The sequence below is a fragment of the Clostridium sartagoforme genome (genome assembly GCF_004794105.1).
Taxonomy (GTDB): Bacteria; Bacillota; Clostridia; order Clostridiales; family Clostridiaceae; genus Clostridium; species Clostridium sartagoforme_B.
Map to the genome: position 1 here is coordinate 33,832 of NZ_SRYR01000003.1, position 17,689 is coordinate 51,520.

Below are 17,689 nucleotides of genomic sequence, written 5' to 3' on the forward strand. Positions count from 1 at the left end.
TTTAGGTTTAGAGTTGAAGCGTGTACTAAAAACTAGATTAACATGGATTTTACTTCTAGGAGCAGTAATATGTTCTGTATTGTTCGCATATATACCGACTACATTTATGTATTATACGGATAATAATGGACAAACATTGGAAGGTGTTAGTGCGATCAGGCGTTACAAGGAAATTAGAGAAGAAATATCTGGAGAAGTTACACCAGAAAAAATTCAATATGCAATAGAATCAGTGCAGGAAACATTGAGAGAAAATGGGGTAAAAGATATTTATGAATTACCTAGTGACGTTTATAAAGAAAAATATTTGCCCTATGCACCATTAATTAAAAGCGTTTTAGAGGTGAATGTGAACCCTGTGACAGGCATGGAACCTGAAATTATGGACTTAAATCCAGGGAATGCTAAAGATTTTTATGAAGATTCTTTGGAAAAGTTAATTTCTCTGATGGAGATGGAGCAACCGAATTCAGATATGGCACAAAAAGATGCTATAGAAAAATTCAGTAATGTGCCAAAACCATTTTATTATTATTCAGGTATTACAGCAGATGCTATGGACTACCAACCCCTTTTATTATTCATTATTATGCTTTGTTGCAGTATCATTGCTGCACCGATATTTTCTTCAGATTATCAGACTGAAGCAGATAGTATTTTACGTTGCACAAAATATGGACGTAATCGCCTAGCTGTTACCAAAATTTTATCAGCCTTTTTGATTTCTGGAGTAGCATTTACAATTTGTGCTTTGATATGGATATTAGTAACAAATAGTCTTTTTGGATGGGAGAGTTTACAGACATCTATTCAGATGCTCTTTTCAATTAATATATTAGTGCCATGGACTGTAGGTCAAATGCAATGGATACTTATTATTGTCAGTGGAATATTACTATCAGCAATGCTTAGTTTTGTATTATTCTTATCATCAATATGTAAAACACAGGTTGCATCTTTAACAGGCACATTAGTTACTTGTATACTTCCAATATTTTTGCCAGCTATATTACCTGGATCAATTGGGAGCTGGGTTCATAGTATTTGGCCATCTGGAGGATTAGCACTTCAAAATAGTATACTTTATGACTTTGCAGGATTTGATTATTTAAATATTGGATCATTTTCCATATGGGTTCCATATGCGGTAATTATAGTAGCTATAATACAGATACCATTATTTTTAAGTTTGACAGTTTATTCTTATAACCATCATAAGTTAGATTAAAATATTTATTAATTAAAAAATAATTAGGTTAAAATATTTTATATATAATTAAATACTTAAAGATTGAAAAAAGAAAGTCAATGAAAAATAAATTGACTTTCTTCTTTAAATTTTTTTATAAATAATATATTAAGGTAAATGGGAAGGGAATAATTTTTATTTATCTTCTTCCTTAACTTTACCAAGAGCAAAGAATCCTATTACAAATAGAACTATAAGGCTTAAAATTCCATTTCTTGTTTGCCCTGTTGCTTGTGTTATTACTGCAACTAAGAAGGGCCCAATTATTGCTGCAAATTTCCCAAAGATATTATAAAATCCGAAAAATTCATTTGCATTTTCTTTAGGTACCATTTTGCCAAAGAAAGATCTTGAAATTGCTTGTATTCCACCTTGAGCAGATCCAACAGCCATTGCAAGTATCCAGAAGCCAAGGGCAGTTGTAATAAAGTATCCATAAATACAAATTATGATATAAGTAATTATTCCTACATAAAGAAGTTTTTTAGCCCCAACTTTTTCTGCAAGTCTTCCATAAATAATTGTAAAAGGAAAGGCTACAAATTGTGTTAATAATAATATTATAAGTAATGATACCATTGATATTCCAAGGTCTGTTCCATAGGATGAAGCCATTCCGATTATTGTATCAACTCCGTCTATATAGAAGAAGTATGCTATTAGGAAAACAAATATATTCTTATGACTTTTTATAGCTTTTAATGTTTTAAGTAGTCTTTCAAAGGATTTCTTAATAGGTTCCTTTTCAGGTTCTATATAATAAACTTGATTAACATTTTTCAATATTGGAATAGTAAATACAAGCCACCAAACAGCTGTTATTAAGAAGGTTATCTTACAAGCTAGAGGTAGTGAAATAGGTATTATCTCCATTTGAGAAAGTAAAACTACTGCAATAGATATTATAAAAGGTATAGTACTTCCTATATATCCAAGAGCAAAACCTGCTGAAGATACCTTGTCCATTCTTTCTTTAGTAGTTACATCTACTAAAAAGGCATCATAAAATATGTTTGTACCTGAAAATCCAACTAAGGCAAATCCATAACAAATAAGTAGTAGTATAGGATTATTTGATGGAACAAAAGCAAGTAGTGTAGTAGCTAATACTCCAACACTAAAGAATGTCTTAAAGAATTTTTTCTTATTACCTTTATAATCTGCTATTGTACCTAAAATTGGTGCAAGCATTGATACAACCAATGTAGATAGGGAGATAGTATAACCCCATAGTGCAGTTGAGTTAGAAGAGGACATTCCTCCAGCCTCAGCTACAGATTTAAAATACATTGGAAGGACTGATGAAGTAATAGTCATTGAGTAAGCCGAGTTAGCCCAATCATAAAGAGCCCAGCTTAATTCTTGTTTAGTTAAACCTTTCATAATTTCCCCCTTTTTTACGATTAACAATTAACAATTTGCAATTATCAATTAATGTGGAAATTCAGCAGGCTGAATTTCTTGTTTTTAGAATTAGTCTTATACATTTATTAACTTTATATTTAAAATTAGTCTTATATATTCATTGACTTTATATTTAGATTAAGAATTGTAAAATGACTTATTTACTTTTAGGCAATAAGATAGTTTTAAATTGAATTATTATTTTTGCTATCTAATTTATTTAAAATAGCATCTACTTTTTTATCTAGCTCGTTATGCTTATTTATAAAATTTCTAATAATTCTTATGAACTTATAAATTAAGAGTATAACGGCTATTAATAAAGCAATATTTAAAATAGTAGCAATAATCGTAGCTATACTAATATCAAGTATCATTTGAATAACTCCTTATCTGATAACGTATTTTGAATTGATAGTATAAATAAATTACAATATATTTATACAAATCAGTATTATTTAATTTTCCTAGAATATTTTTATTAGTTGTTTAATCAAAATTATTTTTAGGCTTATATTTTGAAATTAATTCAATAATATACTCTACGCCGTCACCACTAATTTCCTTATACTTAGAGTCTATATTATATTTGCCACCTAAATTAAAGATAATCTTATCATTATCAAACCAAACATCTGAATCTAAATATCCTATTCCTTGTTTAGAGTCACCTATTAAAATGCTAGCATCAGGTAACTTATTAGCGATATCTGGTTCTTCAATAGAATTTGCATCTATCAAAGAAAATAATATTGCTCTATAGTCATCTTTATCAGAAATAGGATAACTTATTAACCTACCATTGTTACCAGTATAAGTACCTATATTCATTTTAAAATCAAGTTTTCTATTTTCAGTAAAAAGATAGTAACTAAGGCCAAGCAATAAAAATATTATTACTGACATTATAATTATTATAAAACTTGAAGATTTAATCTTTTTCATATTTCCCCCTTTATACCATTAACAATTATCAGTTTTTTGCATTCTTCAATGACCATGTAATATTTGCAATTATTAAGCCCAATATTAGACCAAAACCTGTGCCACTTATTGAGAAGAAGGTGTTATGTCTCATAAATATTGAAAAAATAACACCAACTAGGGAACCAATTATCATTCCAGTAACAAGGTATTTAGCAAGAATATCATCTTTATTATTCAATTGAATCCCTCCTGTAGGAGGCTGCCGCACAAACAGCCTGAATTAAGAATTAAAAATGAATAATTATTCTTAATTTTTCATTGTGCGATAGCACCTTTTGCATTTATATAAAGTACATTATTATAAGTCTAGAATTCTATCTTCAGAAACTCCATCTACATTTCCAAGGTTAAGATCTAATAGTTTTGCAAGAGTAGGACCATGATTTATTAGTTTACCACCATCGATCTCAATTCCTTTTTTAATTCCACGGCCATATGCCATAAAGAAGGTATTGTAATTTTCCTTATTTGGATGATATCCATGGGTAGCTTTAGTCCTATGAGATACATTTCCAACTTCATTTTCGGGAACTTTTTCTACAAAGTCTCCTAAGGCTTCATCTATAAAGTAATAACCAAGAGAACCTTCTACCATAAAGCTACAATTAGGATCTGATCCTTCTTTTTCTGCTTCTTCACAGTTTAAAATAAATTCTATAGGTGAATCTTTAGATTTTAAAACATTATTTAATATTTCAGTAACCTTCTTATATGTTTCAGTATCATTTTTATCCTTTAAGTAGACATAAGAAGATCCATCACAAGTTTTTGCAACTGCTTTATAATTAGTGATTTTACCTTTTGAATCTACTGATAAAAGATTATTTTCTCTAAATAGTGAATTTAATCTAATCATATAACCACCATCTAAGGCACTGTGATCTCCAAGGGTAACAATAGTACTTTCTTCAAAGATATTTGCTTCCTTTAAAGTTTCTATTATTTCACCAAGTCTTTCATTATGTCTTATTAAAGCATCATTAGCTTCCTTGCTATCATATCCATGATAATGTCTATTAGTATCAACATCAGTATAATGAATAAGTAATAAATTAGGCTTATACTTAGAAATAGTATATTTAGCTGACTCATGAACAAAGTTATCAAGCTCAGGTTGAGCCAAGCCTTTTCTTAAGTAGCCAAACCTTTTATTTAAATCTAGTTGATAAGAAACACTACCTGACATTGCAGACATAACTAATTGATTTTGCCAAGGCTTTGGAGCAAAGATTTCAGTTAAGTTATATTTTATCTTACTTCTTCCAGAAACTGGCCAAAGTAGAGAAGCTGTAGTTAAGCCTTTTTCTACTGCTAAATCATAGAGAGTTTTACCTTTAATATATTTTCTGTACCAATACCAATCTGGATTAAGGTCAGAAAATTTATTTAAAGTGTTGTTAATTATTCCATGATTTTTAGGATATAATCCAGTCATTATAGTTGCATGAGCTGGATATGTTAAGGTAGGATAAACGCTCTTAACATTAGTGATTAAGCTACCATTATCTATTAGATATTTAAAATTACTTAAATTCTTTAATTTTGAAACATCCTCTGAAGACACAGCATCAAAGGAAATAATTATTAAATGTTTAGTTTTCAAATCTTTCGCCATCCTTATAAAGTGATTCTTAGCTTCAGGTGGAGTTTTCTTAACAGGAATACCTTAATCCATCTGAAGGCTAGAAGAACTAATCCAGGCGCGTAGCAGTGCTTAGCTCCCACTTATAGAGGGGGGAGTGTTAGCAATGGTAGCGATCGGATAAAAATTGGTCCATATGTTAATTATACCTAATTATTAAATGAAATAGAATATCAGTTATGTAATAATAATGTTAAAATAAGTTAATTATTTTAAAATGTGAATATAGCATAATGATATGTATTAACTTTCCGATTTTTAAATAATTTCGAATACAATTCTAAATTTAAGCTACCTAAGCTGGCTAAATTTTTATAACTCGCTTTGCTCAAATAATAAAAATTCTTAACGCCATCTTAGCTATCTTAAATAAGAATTGTAGTTTCTCATTATAATAAAATCTCCAATTTAATACATATCATTAATGTTAAAAAATTCCTTGAATAATTTTAAATTGGGGGTGTAGGCCTGCTAAAGGAAAAAATTCAGAGAAGCTGAATTTCAATAAAATCTAATGTTACACTCTGAATATATTAAGTAGCTAGAACTTCTTTTTCAATGGTTTCGCTTTTGAGGTGCAAAACTTAAAATCACATCAAATTTCACATTAAAATTCATACAACTCTAAAGTGCCATAAAAGCTAGCTTTAGAGTTGTTTTTTATAAAAAACACATACAAATTCACAAGTAAATTCACATCGTTAATAATTTTATTAACTGTGCGGATTTTAATGTGATTTTTAAAGTGAAAAAGTAAGTTTACTAAAGAGTAAATGGAATATATTTGAAGGTGATGTTATAATACTGTTAAATAAATATTTTGCAATAGTATTATATTACGTGTTAAACGAAAGGAGGCATATTATGAGAAAATACTGGCTCACATTAATGGTAGTTATTTTTCTTTTTATTTCGATAGGAATCAATGTAAACTACATTTCGAAACAAAATGATAGAAAGACTGATTTTCTTGCACGAATTTATGGTGGACTGCAAAATATTACTATATTACTTGACCCTGAAACAAAATACGAAAACATAGAATCGATAAAAAATGCTAAATCAGAGATAGAAAGGCTTTGCGATGTAACTTTTTACTACCATAACTATGTTGATGATAATTTGTATTGGGATAAAATGGGTTTTAACCAGTTAGTCTTTACGCTCTCTTCTAAATCGGGGAATTTAGATGGCTTGAACATTAGTGGAATTTTAGAAGATGGTATTATTTCAGATGCTGAAAAGAATTATCTCAAAGCTCTATATAACGATTTTAATTCATTAATCAATGAGATGAAGGAAAAAAATTCAACTCAAGTTGATTTGAGTAGTTCAATCGAGGAAATCAATAAATATTTTAATACATTTTTTTCTAAATGGAATACAAGGAGTGCAGATACGCCGTTTAAAATGTTGACTAACCAATAAGCATATTCACAAGTTTTTTTATTCGCAATCTTAAATTAATACGAACTAAAAAGGTCGGGCGTATGCTCGACCTTTCTTTTTGTGGTTTTGCTGTGATTTATATTGTGAAAGTGCCTGTGATTTTTATTGTGAAAAACTTTTTGCACCTCAAAACAGAACACGGTGACTTCTTTTTGTAGCCGTTTATTTTATGGAACATATTATATTTATATTTGCCGTTATATTCAAATGTTAAAACATATACTGTAATATACTATCTAAAGTAAAATTTCAGTGGATAAAGGATTACTTAGATTTGATAATGAATAGGCAGAGTAGTAAGAGACTTTATAAGTTATTAAATGTAGCTAGATTAGTAGAGAAACAATAAGATTTGTAGAAATATTAGAGCGGGGTGGTATGAAAATGAGTAGGGATAATTGTAACCCCTTTGCTGGTGGAGAAGTACCTCCTTGCAGTGAGTTTTTAGGTAATAGCAATCCAATAATTAAAGATGGAGAATTAATTTTTGCGAATGATAATAGATTATTTTTCTTTATAAGCACAAATTCAGCAATTAATAATACAAATAATAACTGTTCATTTGGAAATTCCAATGTTGAAACAAACCTCCAAATTAGTTTGGCTACATATTTAATAGGGGTATATATTAATGAAGTAGAACTTGGAAATATTCAGCATTCATCTAAAAATACTATTCACAATGATGAGGCAGCTAACAACTTTATTAATGAAACCCTTAAAAATATGCCTAAAGTAACAGTTGATTATACGCCATCTTTAAATATGGTTATATCTAACCATAATGCTATTCTTCCACTTTATACAAATACAATAAATATTTCTCCATTGAATTACTATATATTGTTTATATTAAATAGGTTAGAACAGGATCCAGGATTATTCTTTGGGAATAACGCTTATGTAAGTGATGACCCAATTAATTTTAGTTTGGCATCTTTAGCCTTAAGATTTCCATTGGAATAAAATAAGGATCTAAAAATAATTAATTTTAGTAATAATATGGTATATTGGTTTTAAGAATACTAATGAAGATTTATGGAGGAATAATGTCAAAAATATTAATAGTAGAAGATGAAAAGCAAATTAGCAAGGTCATGAAATTATATTTAGAAAAGGAAGGATATAATATAGAACTAGCTAGTGACGGCAAGATAGCAGAAGAATTAATAGAAAATAATATATATGACTTAGTAATCCTTGATATAATGATGCCTTACAAGGATGGATGGTATCTTTTAAAGAAGGTAAAGTCTTTAAATAAGATGACTCAGGTAATTATAACTAGTGCTAGAGGAGAAGAGGAAGATAGGATTTTTGGACTTGAACTTGGAGCAGATGATTATATGGTAAAGCCTATTAGTATGAGGGAGCTTGTACTAAGAGTTTCTTTAAGATTGAAAAGTACACTAAAAGAAACTGAAAGTGAAATTAATATAGGAAAGTTAAATATTGATGAGAATAATAGAAGAGTATTCGAAAAAGGTGAGGAAGTAATATTAACACCTAAGGAATATGAACTTATGATATTTTTTGTTAAGAATAAGAATAGAGTTTTCTCAAGGGAAGATTTGATTTTAAAAGTATGGGGATATGACTTCTTTGGAGATACAAGAACTGTTGATACTCATATAAAGAAACTTAGAGAAAAGATAGAAGTTTTTAAGGATAATTTAAAAACTATATGGAGGGTAGGCTATAGCCTTACAGTTGAAGATGAATAAGATTAGTAAAAGAATTATCAAATACATGGTACTTATAAACTTAGTTGTAATCTTAGTAGGATTTATTTTAACATCATCTATATTACCGAAAATCTACATAAATAATGAGTATTCAGACTTAGAAATTGCAAGCGAATATGTTTTAGAAGCAGCTAAGAATAATACTGTCATTGATTTAACTGATATATATGCTGTATTAGTTAATGATGGATCAGTTAAAAATATGTGTAGGACAATTAGTAGGGGACAAGGTTCAAGTGGAAATAATTCTGGTAGTGGAATGGGACATATGGGCCAAATGGGGATGATGAATCATAGTAAAAATATAGATTTTACTAGTGTTAAGAATAAGGATATTTTTAAAGATGATGATGGTAATACTTATATTGGTATAAAAAAATCTTCAGACTATGGAGATATAGTAGTTTATAAGGATTATGAAGAAATTAGATCTCTAATTAAAAGTGTTAATTTAATAATTGTAGCTATATTTATTTTTTCACTAGTACTATCAATTATTATTGCTTTTTATTTAGGGGAAAAATTTACTAAGCCAATAATTGCTTTGCAAAAAAGAGCAGATAATATCTCTAAAGGTATTTATGAAAATACATTAGAAGTTACTACTAATGATGAGATTGAAGAATTAAATAATAGTATTAATAAAATGTCAGAAGAACTTAAAATAAAAGATACTATGCAAAGAGAGTTTATTAGTAATGTAAGTCATGATTTAAAAACTCCTTTAAGTGTTATTAGAGCAAATAGTGAAGTAATCAAAGATGGTTTAGTAGAAGGGGAAGAGGTAGTAGATTATGCTACTAATATTATTGAGGAAGTAGATATTTTATCTAGTTTAGTAGGAGAAATATTAGTACTAAGTAAGCTTAGAGAAAATAAAAGTACTATAAATCTTGCTGATACAAACCTTGTAGATTTTATCAATGAAAGCTACTACAAATTAAAAAATATAGTAAGTATAAATAATAATTTAGTTATTAAAAATGAATTAGATGATAGGAATTATTATGTTAAAATAGACAACAATTACTTATACAGAGTTTTGACTAATTTTATTACAAATGCTATAAAACATTCTAAAAGCACTAGAGATGAGATAACTTTTGGAATTAAGAGTATAGAAAATGGAGTGGAAATTTACGTTAGAGATTATGGTATAGGTATAGATGAAGAATCCCTGAAAAATATATGGGATAGATATTACAAGGGAGACAAGAGTGGTGGAATGGGCCTTGGATTAGCGATTTCTAAAGAAATAATTATGTCACATGGATTTTTATATGGAGTTAGAAGTAAGTTAGGTGAAGGTAGCGAATTTTATTTTATAGTTCCTAATAAATTAATTAAAAAAATATAACTTTTCACAAATCCATCACAAATTCATCATTATCTTATGAAAAGTAATAGTTATTATATAGGTATAAGTTATTTAGGAGGTATAGTGACTATGAAAAAACTATTTTTATCTATTGCAATAATTTCTGCAATCACTGTTGGAGTTGGAGCTATAGTTGCTTCGGCAGAAACAAATGAAGGAAATTTAGGTTATGGGAAATCTGCTATTACTGAAATAGAAGATAATACAGATAATGATTATTGGGGAAATCCTAATTGTGAATATTATAATGAAAAGTATGATGGAGAAAATGGAAGATACGGAAAAGGAAATAACTCAAGAATGGGTAGAGGAAGATGTGGTGGCTCTGGGTATGGTATGATGAGAAATAGGGGAAGCCTGTAGGGTTCTGGCGCACAATTAATAACTAATAATTAACAATGAATAATTAATGAATAAACTCATTTATGAGTTAAAAAAATGAAGGAAGTAATTTATTGGAAATTACTTCCTTCATAATATGAAATTTTATTAAAAGAGAGTATCTAGTTTGGTGTTAAAACAAAACTAGATACTCTCCCTTTTATTCTTGATATCACTTTTATGTGACAGCATCCTATAATTTAAGTAACAATTATAATTTAAATTTGATTATAAATTACAATTTTAATTTGGATAATATCTACAATTTAAATTTAGATATTAATTCATTAAGCTCATTAGATAAATCAGATTGAGACTTAGATAAATCAAGCATTAGTGATATAGCATTATTAGTGTCATTAATACTATCTTTTACATTAGTAACATTGCTAGATGAATTTTGTGACATAGAAGCTAAGGAGTGAACAGCATTACTTAACTCATTCATTGTAGCTGAAACTTCTTCAGACATAGAGGCTATATTTTCACTCATTTCTCTAATAAACATTCCATCTTTCTCATATTTATCACCAACATTTAGAAAGTTATTAAATTCTTTCATTATTTCATCATCAATAAAGTGAAGTAGGTTATTGCTACTATCTGTAATATTATTAAATGCTAGCTTCACTTCATTTATAGTATTTTTAACGTTTTGAACAGATACCTTAGACTGTTCAGCAAGCATTCTAACTTCTTCTGCAACTACTGCAAATCCTTTACCTTGTTCCCCAGCACGAGCTGCTTCTATTGCTGCATTTAGAGCAAGAAGGTTTGTTTGTTCAGCAATTGCTTCAATAGAATTTGCCATAGTAACTATTTCATTAACAACTCTTCCTTTTTCTATTGATGTCTTTATATCATTTTCAAAACTTCTATAAACATTATTTGTATTATTAATTACATATTCAGTATTATCTTTAATTTTAGTAGATCTTCTTTCTATCTTCTCTGCATTTATGTTACCATCAGTAGCTTTTTCAGAAAGTACTTCTATACTTGAAGTTACTTCTAGTATAGAAGCAGATAATTCTTCTGTTATAGCACTAGTTTCCTCAACTGTAGAACTAATTTCTAATGAGGAATCATTAATTTGATCAAATTGACAATTAACTTCTTCGATAGCAGTAGATAAATCTTCACTAGAAGAATTAACTTTTTCAGCACTATTAATTACTGAAGTTATTATATTTCTTAAATTTTCTTGAGCTACATTTAATGAAGTTGCGATTTCACCAAACTCATCTTTATGCTTTATATTTATATTTTCAGATAAGTCATATTTTGCTAATCTATTTGATAAAGTCATTATTTTCTTTATTGATTTTGATATTCTAGTGGTTATCCTTGTTGCAAATATTAATGCAATTATTAATGATAGTACTAGTACTATAGTTGTAATTTTTACTGAATAATTATAGGTTTCCCTATTCTTTATAAGAGAATCTTCAGCCCAACGATTATTTAATCCTATTAGCTTATCTAACTTAAAAGTAAGATTTTCTCTTAGAGTATCAAGATCTTCAACATAATTAGAAGCTTCATCTATTGTATTATCTTCAACTAAAGCTATAATTTTATTTGAGACTTCTTCAATATTTTTTATACTTGAAACTATTTCATCAAATTTTTCCCTATTTTCATTTGAAGTAATAGATTTGTCATATAAATATATTAGCTGAGTGTTTCTGTTATTGTTATTTGCAATATTTTGTATTATTTTTTTTCTCTCAGGAACATCTTTAGTATTAATTAATAGCTTACTGCTAAGATAATTATATGTAGAATTTTCACTTAGCTCCTTTATATATGAAATTCCAAGAGTATTGTTTAAGTAGAGTTTTTCCGAAGCCTTATTAATTTTATTAATATTATAGAGTCCTAAGACCCAGATAAACAGTAGCAAAGCAATGACTAAAGCAAAATTTGCTATAAGTTTAAATGAAATTTTATGTATACCTTTAGTAATACCAGTCTTATTATGTAGTTTTTTTCTCATCTAAATCTCCTTAAATACACATTAAAAATAAAATATATAAGTTGTAAAAAGAATTTACATTTCGTATTAAAACATTAAAATATGAAGTTATCTTAACAATTTATATATAGGTCAATAGTTTAATTATCGATAGATTATAAAGAAAATGAAGTAGATATCAATTTAAATTATATATTAATTAGAATTAAATCAATTTAAATGGTATAATTTGTATAAAAATTAATTAGAATTGGATATGAGCCTTTAATATATTATGCTTGTCTGATCTTCTGAACTCCAAGTTGGCTTACGTACAATATGTTAAGGACTCCTTGAATAATTCAATTCAGTAGATGTAAGGATATTAAAGAAGTAAACTCAGAATAGTTGAATTGTTTTATTTATTAGAGGGAGGTAACTGGGATGGAAAATACTATTGTTTCAACTTTAGGAGTAGTAATATTTTTTATAATAATATTAGAAGTATTAAGGTATTTTAGAAAATCAAAAAGCTTCATGGGTGAGTTCGATGACCTAAAGAGAAAAGTCGAATTTTTAGAAGATAAAATAAATGAAGATTAAAAAGTAATTATATAAGGAAATTTAAAGAGCAATAAGAAATTAAGGGTATTACATCAAAACAAGTTTTAAAGCTTATTGACTATTTTGTTCCTTGGTTTAATAAACATAGAATATAGATAAACACCGTATTATTCAGAAATGAATTTTACGGTGTTTTCAGCGTTTAATTAAAATATATTTTGTATTATTAGGTTACAAACTCATTAAGAAAATTTCTTCTTCTAAAATTGAAAAATTATTATTCGTAAAATATGCTATAATTAACCTGAAATTATATTATATGGAATAGGAAAATATGAACAGTAGTTTAAAAAAGAATATTATTAAAAAAATTATTAATCTATGAAATAGCATTAGATATACAAAATATTTGAAGCATATTATGAGGGGAAGAACATGAGAAAAATTTTTATACTAGGATTAATCATAGTAGCTGTATTGGCTACAGGATGTGATAATAAACAAGAGAAAGATATTCAAAGTTCTAATGAAGTAACAGGGCAAGAAATGAAATTTGAACCTATTGGAGTTTATAGATTTAAAGATGATAAAACTGGACTTTATGGATATATGGATGGCGACGGTAAGATAATTATAGAGGCTAAATATAAATCTGCTGCAGATTTTGAATATTTATCAACTGGATATACACAAGCTTATGATGAAAATGAAACTGCAACTATAATAGATAAGAGTGGTAAGGAGTATTTGCCTTTTGGAGAATACAGAGTAGTATCAGTGCCACAATATGATTTAATGTTTTTTAAGGATGATAGCTTGAAGTATGGCGTAGTTAATTTAGAAGGTGAAAGAGTATTAGAAGCATTATATGATAAGATTGAAATAAATAATGAAGGTACTATAATTGTTACCTTAAATAATAAGCAAGGTGTCTTTGATAAAAATGTGAAAATAATATTAGATATAGTTTATGATTATATTTATCAAGTAGAAGATGCACTTATTGTAATGAAAGAAGATAAATTTGGTTTAGTTAATTTAAAAGGTAAAGAGTTAGTACCAATAAATTATGAAGAAGTACAAATAGCACATTCAATAAGAGAAGGCGAAAGGCAGATATTTGAAGTAGTAAACTCTGAAGGCAAGATAGGCTTTTTTGATAGTAAAGGAAAGCAGTTAACTGATTTCTTATATGATAAAAATTCTCCAGGAAGAGGAGGATTAATACCAGTTCTTAAAGATGGTAAATGGGGATATATTGATGTAGAAGGAAAGACTATAATACCATTTCAATTTGATTATGCTTCTTCCTTTATTGATGGTAGTGCACAGGTGGTAATAAATAATGAGAGAAAGTTTATAAATAAAAAAGGCGAATTTATAGAGATAGAAAAACCAAGCTATGAAATTAATGGAGAAAAATATACCATAATAAAAGAAGATAATAAATCTAAGGTTATAAGTGAAAGTGGAGAAGTTTTAATTGATAATAACTATACTGGTATGAGCTTATATGATGACAGTATAATAGCAATTAATGAAGATATGTCTCTAATATTAGACTTAAAAGGCAATATATTAGCACAAAGTAAGTCTTTAATACCAATAGGGTTAGATTTCTTTATTGCAAGTGATAAGGAATGGGAAATGAATGGGAGTTTAATTGATGATAAAGGAAAGATACTATCTGATGATACTTATGTAGAAGCACGTGGCTATGAGGAATTCAATAGAGTGGTAGTTAAAAATAGTGATGGAAAGTACTCTGTATTAAATGAAAAAGGAGAAAAACTTTTAGATATAGAAGATAGTGCAAGTAATGTAACAATTTTTGAGGAAGACCTAATTAGAGTGGAATTTAATCTAGAAGAGTTTAAATGGCTAAATATTAAAGGGGAACTTCTACCTAGATTATAAGATAGAAGAATAGTTTTACTATATTGATAAGATAAATCTAAATATGATTTAAAGAAAATGCCGTATTATTCAAAAAAAGTATATGCGGTGTTTTTTAGTGTGGAATTTAATTATGTTTTTTTATATGAAATTATTGTGATATAAATAATGAATTCCTTATTTATAAAGTGAATAGTAGCTAATTTACAAAATATGTTATAATTATATTAAATTGAAAGAAGTGAACTAGAATTTAGGAGATATAATGGAAAAGGTTAGATATATATGGAGTCAAAAGCAAACTGATGAGAAAGTACTTACTGTAATTGCTAGTTTTTCTTCTATAAGCATAATAATATTTGTGGGTATGCAGATTTTAGGTATCAAAATTGAGATAAATGCATCTGATCCATTGTTGGGTGTGATAATGCTAATTCAAGCTATTCAGAATTGGATGAAAAGTAGAGTAGTTGCCATCCTTAGTTTATGTGCTGCTATCCTTAGTTTATTAGGTGGATTATTATAATTGTAATTAAATGAAGTAAATTCCTAAATTTTTTGAATTATTAATTTGAAAATATTAATTAAAGGTGGAGAGTGTATGAGTAGAATATTATATAAATCTAATTCAGATAAGGTTATATCAGGTGTATGTGGAGGAATTGCTGAATACTTTGGATTTAATTCAACTACATTAAGAATATTAGTTTTTCTTTTTATGCCTATTACATTTTGGCCTTATATTGCATTGTTAATTCTTATGCCTTCTAATAATTTATTATAAGGATAATAGAGAAATAATTTTAAATTATAATAACATAGACATCAAAAATGGAGTAATTTATAATATTAGGAGCATTATCAAATATTCTATGTGTACTATTTAGTATAAGTGCAGAAAATCTAATTACTTTTATAATGTGTTCAGTAGCAACAATAATGTTAATAATAGCAGAGATGATGAGATTAGTAGCAAAAGAATAAGTAGATATTAAGAGCTCCATAAATAGAGTTCTTTTATTTATATATAAATAGTATTACAGTTCGTATATTATGTGTAGGGTGACTTGCAGCGAAAGACAATTAATAGTTAACGATTAACAATAATTGTTAAAATTCAACTCGTTGAATTTCTTCCTTTAGCAGTAAGTCACCCAAGACTATTTTAAAATATTGCACTTTATATATACTGTACGTGGGTCGACTTGGAGCTTGCGACGGAACCCGAGCATAATATATATAGTCTACAGTTATATTAAATTAATAAAGTTGATTAGTTTTACTATCTCTTAATACTTTTTCTTTTTTAGAGTAGCCATTAAATGATGTTGCTGTATTACTTGAATTAAGAGATGAAGGAACATTCTTCCCCTTCATTGGTATAACACCATCAGTTCTCTTTTTCTTATCATTACTTTTTGCCATCTAAAAAACCTCCTTAAAGTATAAATATTATTTTAGTATTTAATTTATTAATAAGTTGACTTAGAACTAGAAGGATTTCTATAAGTTAACTGATACTTAATAAGTAATAATTAACTATAAATATAGAAATTCAGCTTGCTGAATTTCATCTTTTAGTCCCGATACATAAAAATATATTAATTTCTACTAGTAAACTTTATGTATTATGTGTAGGGTGACTTGGAGCTTGCGACGGAACCCAAGCATAATACATAAAGTTTACGGTATAATTAAATATCATCATCTACGCTTAGGATACTTTCTTCAGTGTAGTCAAACTCCACATTTGAAATATTGTTTACAACTATATCATCTATTATTGTGCTAGGAAGCATAGTTGATGGTTTTTCAGTTTTACCATGACTTATTAAAGCGTGTTTTGGTGGTGAATAATTAGTTCTTTGATTAGGTAAATAAACACTTTTCTTTTTTGAATTCTTGGACATACTAATCCCTCCTTATAGTTTATTATCTATTTTTAAATGATTTTTAATTCATGTTAGTTTGAGGAAAAGTTGAATAAATAATGAAATTGTAAAAATTTATAATAAAATATGATAAAATAATGTAGTAAATAAGTTTTAGATTTAAGAAAATAAATGGAGGAAATTATGATAAAATTATTAGCTACTGATTTAGATGGAACTTTATTAGAAAAAAATAGTATGGCAAAAAAAAATAAAGATGCAGTACATAAATTACAAAGTTTAGGAAGGTTATTAGTTATTGCAACAGGAAGACCTTACAATGGAGTTAAGATGATTAAGGATGAATATAATATAAGAGCTAATTATTTTATACTTTTAAATGGGGCATTAATTGTTGATTCTTTAGGAAGTAAAATAATGCAAAAGATAATTAAGAAAGGTATTATAAAGAAAATACTATCAAAAATTCATAGTGATGATATAGCAATTTCTGTTGAATCTGGATTTAATACTTACCTTTTAAATGATGGAGATAATCTGCCTTATCCTAGTAAAACAAGGGTTAATTCTATAGATGAAATAGACGAAGATCTTAGTTTAATTTCTATTTATAGTCCAAATAAAAATATTGAAGAAATAGAGAAATTAAAAAATGAAATTAATGAAGAATTTAAGGATGAAATAATTGCATATAGAAATGATATTTATATAGATATTGTCCCTAAAGGATGTTCTAAAGGAGAGGGAGTAAAGTTTATAGCAGCTCAAGAAGAAGTTAATATGAAGGATGTATATACTATTGGTGACTCTTGGAATGATGTAAGTATGTTTGATATTACGGAAAATTCTTTTACCTTTGACTATGTGGAGAAGAAATTAAAAAATCATGCAAATTATATTGTTACATCTGTAGCTCATTGTATAGAAGATTATATTTTATAAAGTTAAGATAAAGTGATTTTTAGCTTTGGATGGAGTTTTCTTAAAAAGTAGAGAACTAAATATTGAATTTTCTCGAAATAAATTTCACAGAGGTTGAAAATAACTTACTCAATCTCAAGCTTAGAAGAGTTAATCTAGGTGAGTAGCAGTGCTAAGCTATCACTTTGATAATGTGGAAGAATTATTAATAGTGGTGATGGGAT

At 27.6% G+C, this 17,689-nt stretch carries 19 protein-coding genes; 11 read left to right on the top strand and 8 right to left on the bottom strand.

Going from position 1 to position 17,689, the window contains the following annotated elements; all coding sequences use genetic code 11:
* The first annotated feature begins 13 nt into the window (after nt 1–13).
* Nucleotides 14–1,228 (top strand): ABC transporter permease, encoded by a 1,215-nt coding sequence (locus E5347_RS08675; RefSeq protein ID WP_136006468.1) that lies wholly within the window; start codon nt 14–16, stop codon nt 1,226–1,228.
* A gap of 156 nt (nt 1,229–1,384) precedes the next feature.
* On the opposite strand, the gene E5347_RS08680 is transcribed toward E5347_RS08675, so the two are convergent.
* The 5 genes from E5347_RS08680 to E5347_RS08700 all read right to left on the bottom strand — a co-directional run bounded on the left by E5347_RS08680 (nt 1,385) and on the right by E5347_RS08700 (nt 5,243).
* The gene (locus E5347_RS08680; RefSeq protein WP_136006471.1) at nt 1,385–2,632 is read right to left on the bottom strand and encodes an MFS transporter; all 1,248 of its coding nucleotides are present in this window, start codon (nt 2,630–2,632) and stop codon (nt 1,385–1,387) included.
* Between the two features lie 206 nt (nt 2,633–2,838).
* Nucleotides 2,839–3,030: a carboxymuconolactone decarboxylase gene (locus E5347_RS08685; RefSeq protein WP_136006473.1), complete on the bottom strand. Its 192-nt coding sequence runs from the start codon at nt 3,028–3,030 to the stop codon at nt 2,839–2,841.
* Nucleotides 3,031–3,142: 112 nt separating this feature from the next.
* Entirely contained in the window at nt 3,143–3,598 is a 456-nt protein-coding gene (locus E5347_RS08690) for a hypothetical protein (RefSeq protein WP_136006475.1), read from the bottom strand.
* A 28-nt stretch (nt 3,599–3,626) separates the two neighbouring features.
* Nucleotides 3,627–3,818: a hypothetical protein gene (locus E5347_RS08695; protein ID WP_136006476.1), complete on the bottom strand. Its 192-nt coding sequence runs from the start codon at nt 3,816–3,818 to the stop codon at nt 3,627–3,629.
* A gap of 120 nt (nt 3,819–3,938) precedes the next feature.
* The gene (locus E5347_RS08700) at nt 3,939–5,243 is read right to left on the bottom strand and encodes an ectonucleotide pyrophosphatase/phosphodiesterase (protein WP_207670467.1); all 1,305 of its coding nucleotides are present in this window, start codon (nt 5,241–5,243) and stop codon (nt 3,939–3,941) included.
* Nucleotides 5,244–6,146: 903 nt separating this feature from the next.
* Between E5347_RS08700 and E5347_RS08705 the strand changes: the two genes are divergently transcribed.
* The 5 genes from E5347_RS08705 to E5347_RS08725 all read left to right on the top strand — a co-directional run bounded on the left by E5347_RS08705 (nt 6,147) and on the right by E5347_RS08725 (nt 10,217).
* Nucleotides 6,147–6,710 carry a hypothetical protein gene (locus E5347_RS08705; RefSeq protein ID WP_136006480.1) on the top strand — a complete coding sequence of 188 codons (564 nt, stop codon included), beginning with the start codon at nt 6,147–6,149 and terminating at the stop codon, nt 6,708–6,710.
* Nucleotides 6,711–7,115: 405 nt separating this feature from the next.
* Nucleotides 7,116–7,697: a hypothetical protein gene (locus tag E5347_RS08710; RefSeq protein ID WP_136006482.1), complete on the top strand. Its 582-nt coding sequence runs from the start codon at nt 7,116–7,118 to the stop codon at nt 7,695–7,697.
* An 83-nt stretch (nt 7,698–7,780) separates the two neighbouring features.
* Nucleotides 7,781–8,455 (top strand): response regulator transcription factor, encoded by a 675-nt coding sequence (locus tag E5347_RS08715; protein ID WP_136006484.1) that lies wholly within the window; start codon nt 7,781–7,783, stop codon nt 8,453–8,455.
* Nucleotides 8,448–9,833 (top strand): HAMP domain-containing sensor histidine kinase, encoded by a 1,386-nt coding sequence (locus E5347_RS08720; protein ID WP_136006486.1) that lies wholly within the window; start codon nt 8,448–8,450, stop codon nt 9,831–9,833. Before E5347_RS08715 ends, E5347_RS08720 begins: the two co-directional genes overlap by 8 nt.
* Before the next feature lie 90 nt (nt 9,834–9,923).
* Nucleotides 9,924–10,217: a hypothetical protein gene (locus tag E5347_RS08725; RefSeq protein ID WP_136006489.1), complete on the top strand. Its 294-nt coding sequence runs from the start codon at nt 9,924–9,926 to the stop codon at nt 10,215–10,217.
* A gap of 277 nt (nt 10,218–10,494) precedes the next feature.
* On the opposite strand, the gene E5347_RS08730 is transcribed toward E5347_RS08725, so the two are convergent.
* Nucleotides 10,495–12,234: a methyl-accepting chemotaxis protein gene (locus E5347_RS08730; RefSeq protein ID WP_136006491.1), complete on the bottom strand. Its 1,740-nt coding sequence runs from the start codon at nt 12,232–12,234 to the stop codon at nt 10,495–10,497.
* A gap of 402 nt (nt 12,235–12,636) precedes the next feature.
* Here E5347_RS08730 and E5347_RS16865 point away from each other — a divergent pair, with 402 nt between their 5' ends.
* The 4 genes from E5347_RS16865 (at nt 12,637) to E5347_RS08745 (ending at nt 15,436) form a co-directional block, all read left to right on the top strand.
* On the top strand, nt 12,637–12,795 hold the full coding sequence (locus tag E5347_RS16865; protein WP_168354937.1) for a hypothetical protein: 159 nt from the start codon (nt 12,637–12,639) through the stop codon (nt 12,793–12,795).
* Nucleotides 12,796–13,191: 396 nt separating this feature from the next.
* Nucleotides 13,192–14,673, top strand: coding sequence for a WG repeat-containing protein (locus tag E5347_RS08735; RefSeq protein WP_136006493.1), 1,482 nt, complete (start codon nt 13,192–13,194; stop codon nt 14,671–14,673).
* A gap of 244 nt (nt 14,674–14,917) precedes the next feature.
* Nucleotides 14,918–15,178, top strand: coding sequence for a hypothetical protein (locus E5347_RS08740; RefSeq protein WP_136006495.1), 261 nt, complete (start codon nt 14,918–14,920; stop codon nt 15,176–15,178).
* Between the two features lie 75 nt (nt 15,179–15,253).
* The gene (locus E5347_RS08745) at nt 15,254–15,436 is read left to right on the top strand and encodes a PspC domain-containing protein (RefSeq protein WP_136006497.1); all 183 of its coding nucleotides are present in this window, start codon (nt 15,254–15,256) and stop codon (nt 15,434–15,436) included.
* 476 nt (nt 15,437–15,912) lie between these two features.
* Here the strand turns inward: E5347_RS08745 and E5347_RS16870 are convergent, their stop codons facing one another.
* A complete protein-coding gene (locus tag E5347_RS16870; RefSeq protein WP_168354938.1) occupies nt 15,913–16,077 on the bottom strand; it encodes a hypothetical protein in 165 nt (54 codons plus the stop codon).
* A gap of 269 nt (nt 16,078–16,346) precedes the next feature.
* Nucleotides 16,347–16,562 carry a hypothetical protein gene (locus E5347_RS08750; RefSeq protein WP_136006499.1) on the bottom strand — a complete coding sequence of 72 codons (216 nt, stop codon included), beginning with the start codon at nt 16,560–16,562 and terminating at the stop codon, nt 16,347–16,349.
* 165 nt (nt 16,563–16,727) lie between these two features.
* On the opposite strand from E5347_RS08750, the gene E5347_RS08755 reads away from it, so the two are divergent.
* Nucleotides 16,728–17,486 (top strand): HAD-IIB family hydrolase, encoded by a 759-nt coding sequence (locus E5347_RS08755; RefSeq protein ID WP_136006501.1) that lies wholly within the window; start codon nt 16,728–16,730, stop codon nt 17,484–17,486.
* The last annotated feature ends 203 nt before the right edge of the window (nt 17,487–17,689 follow it).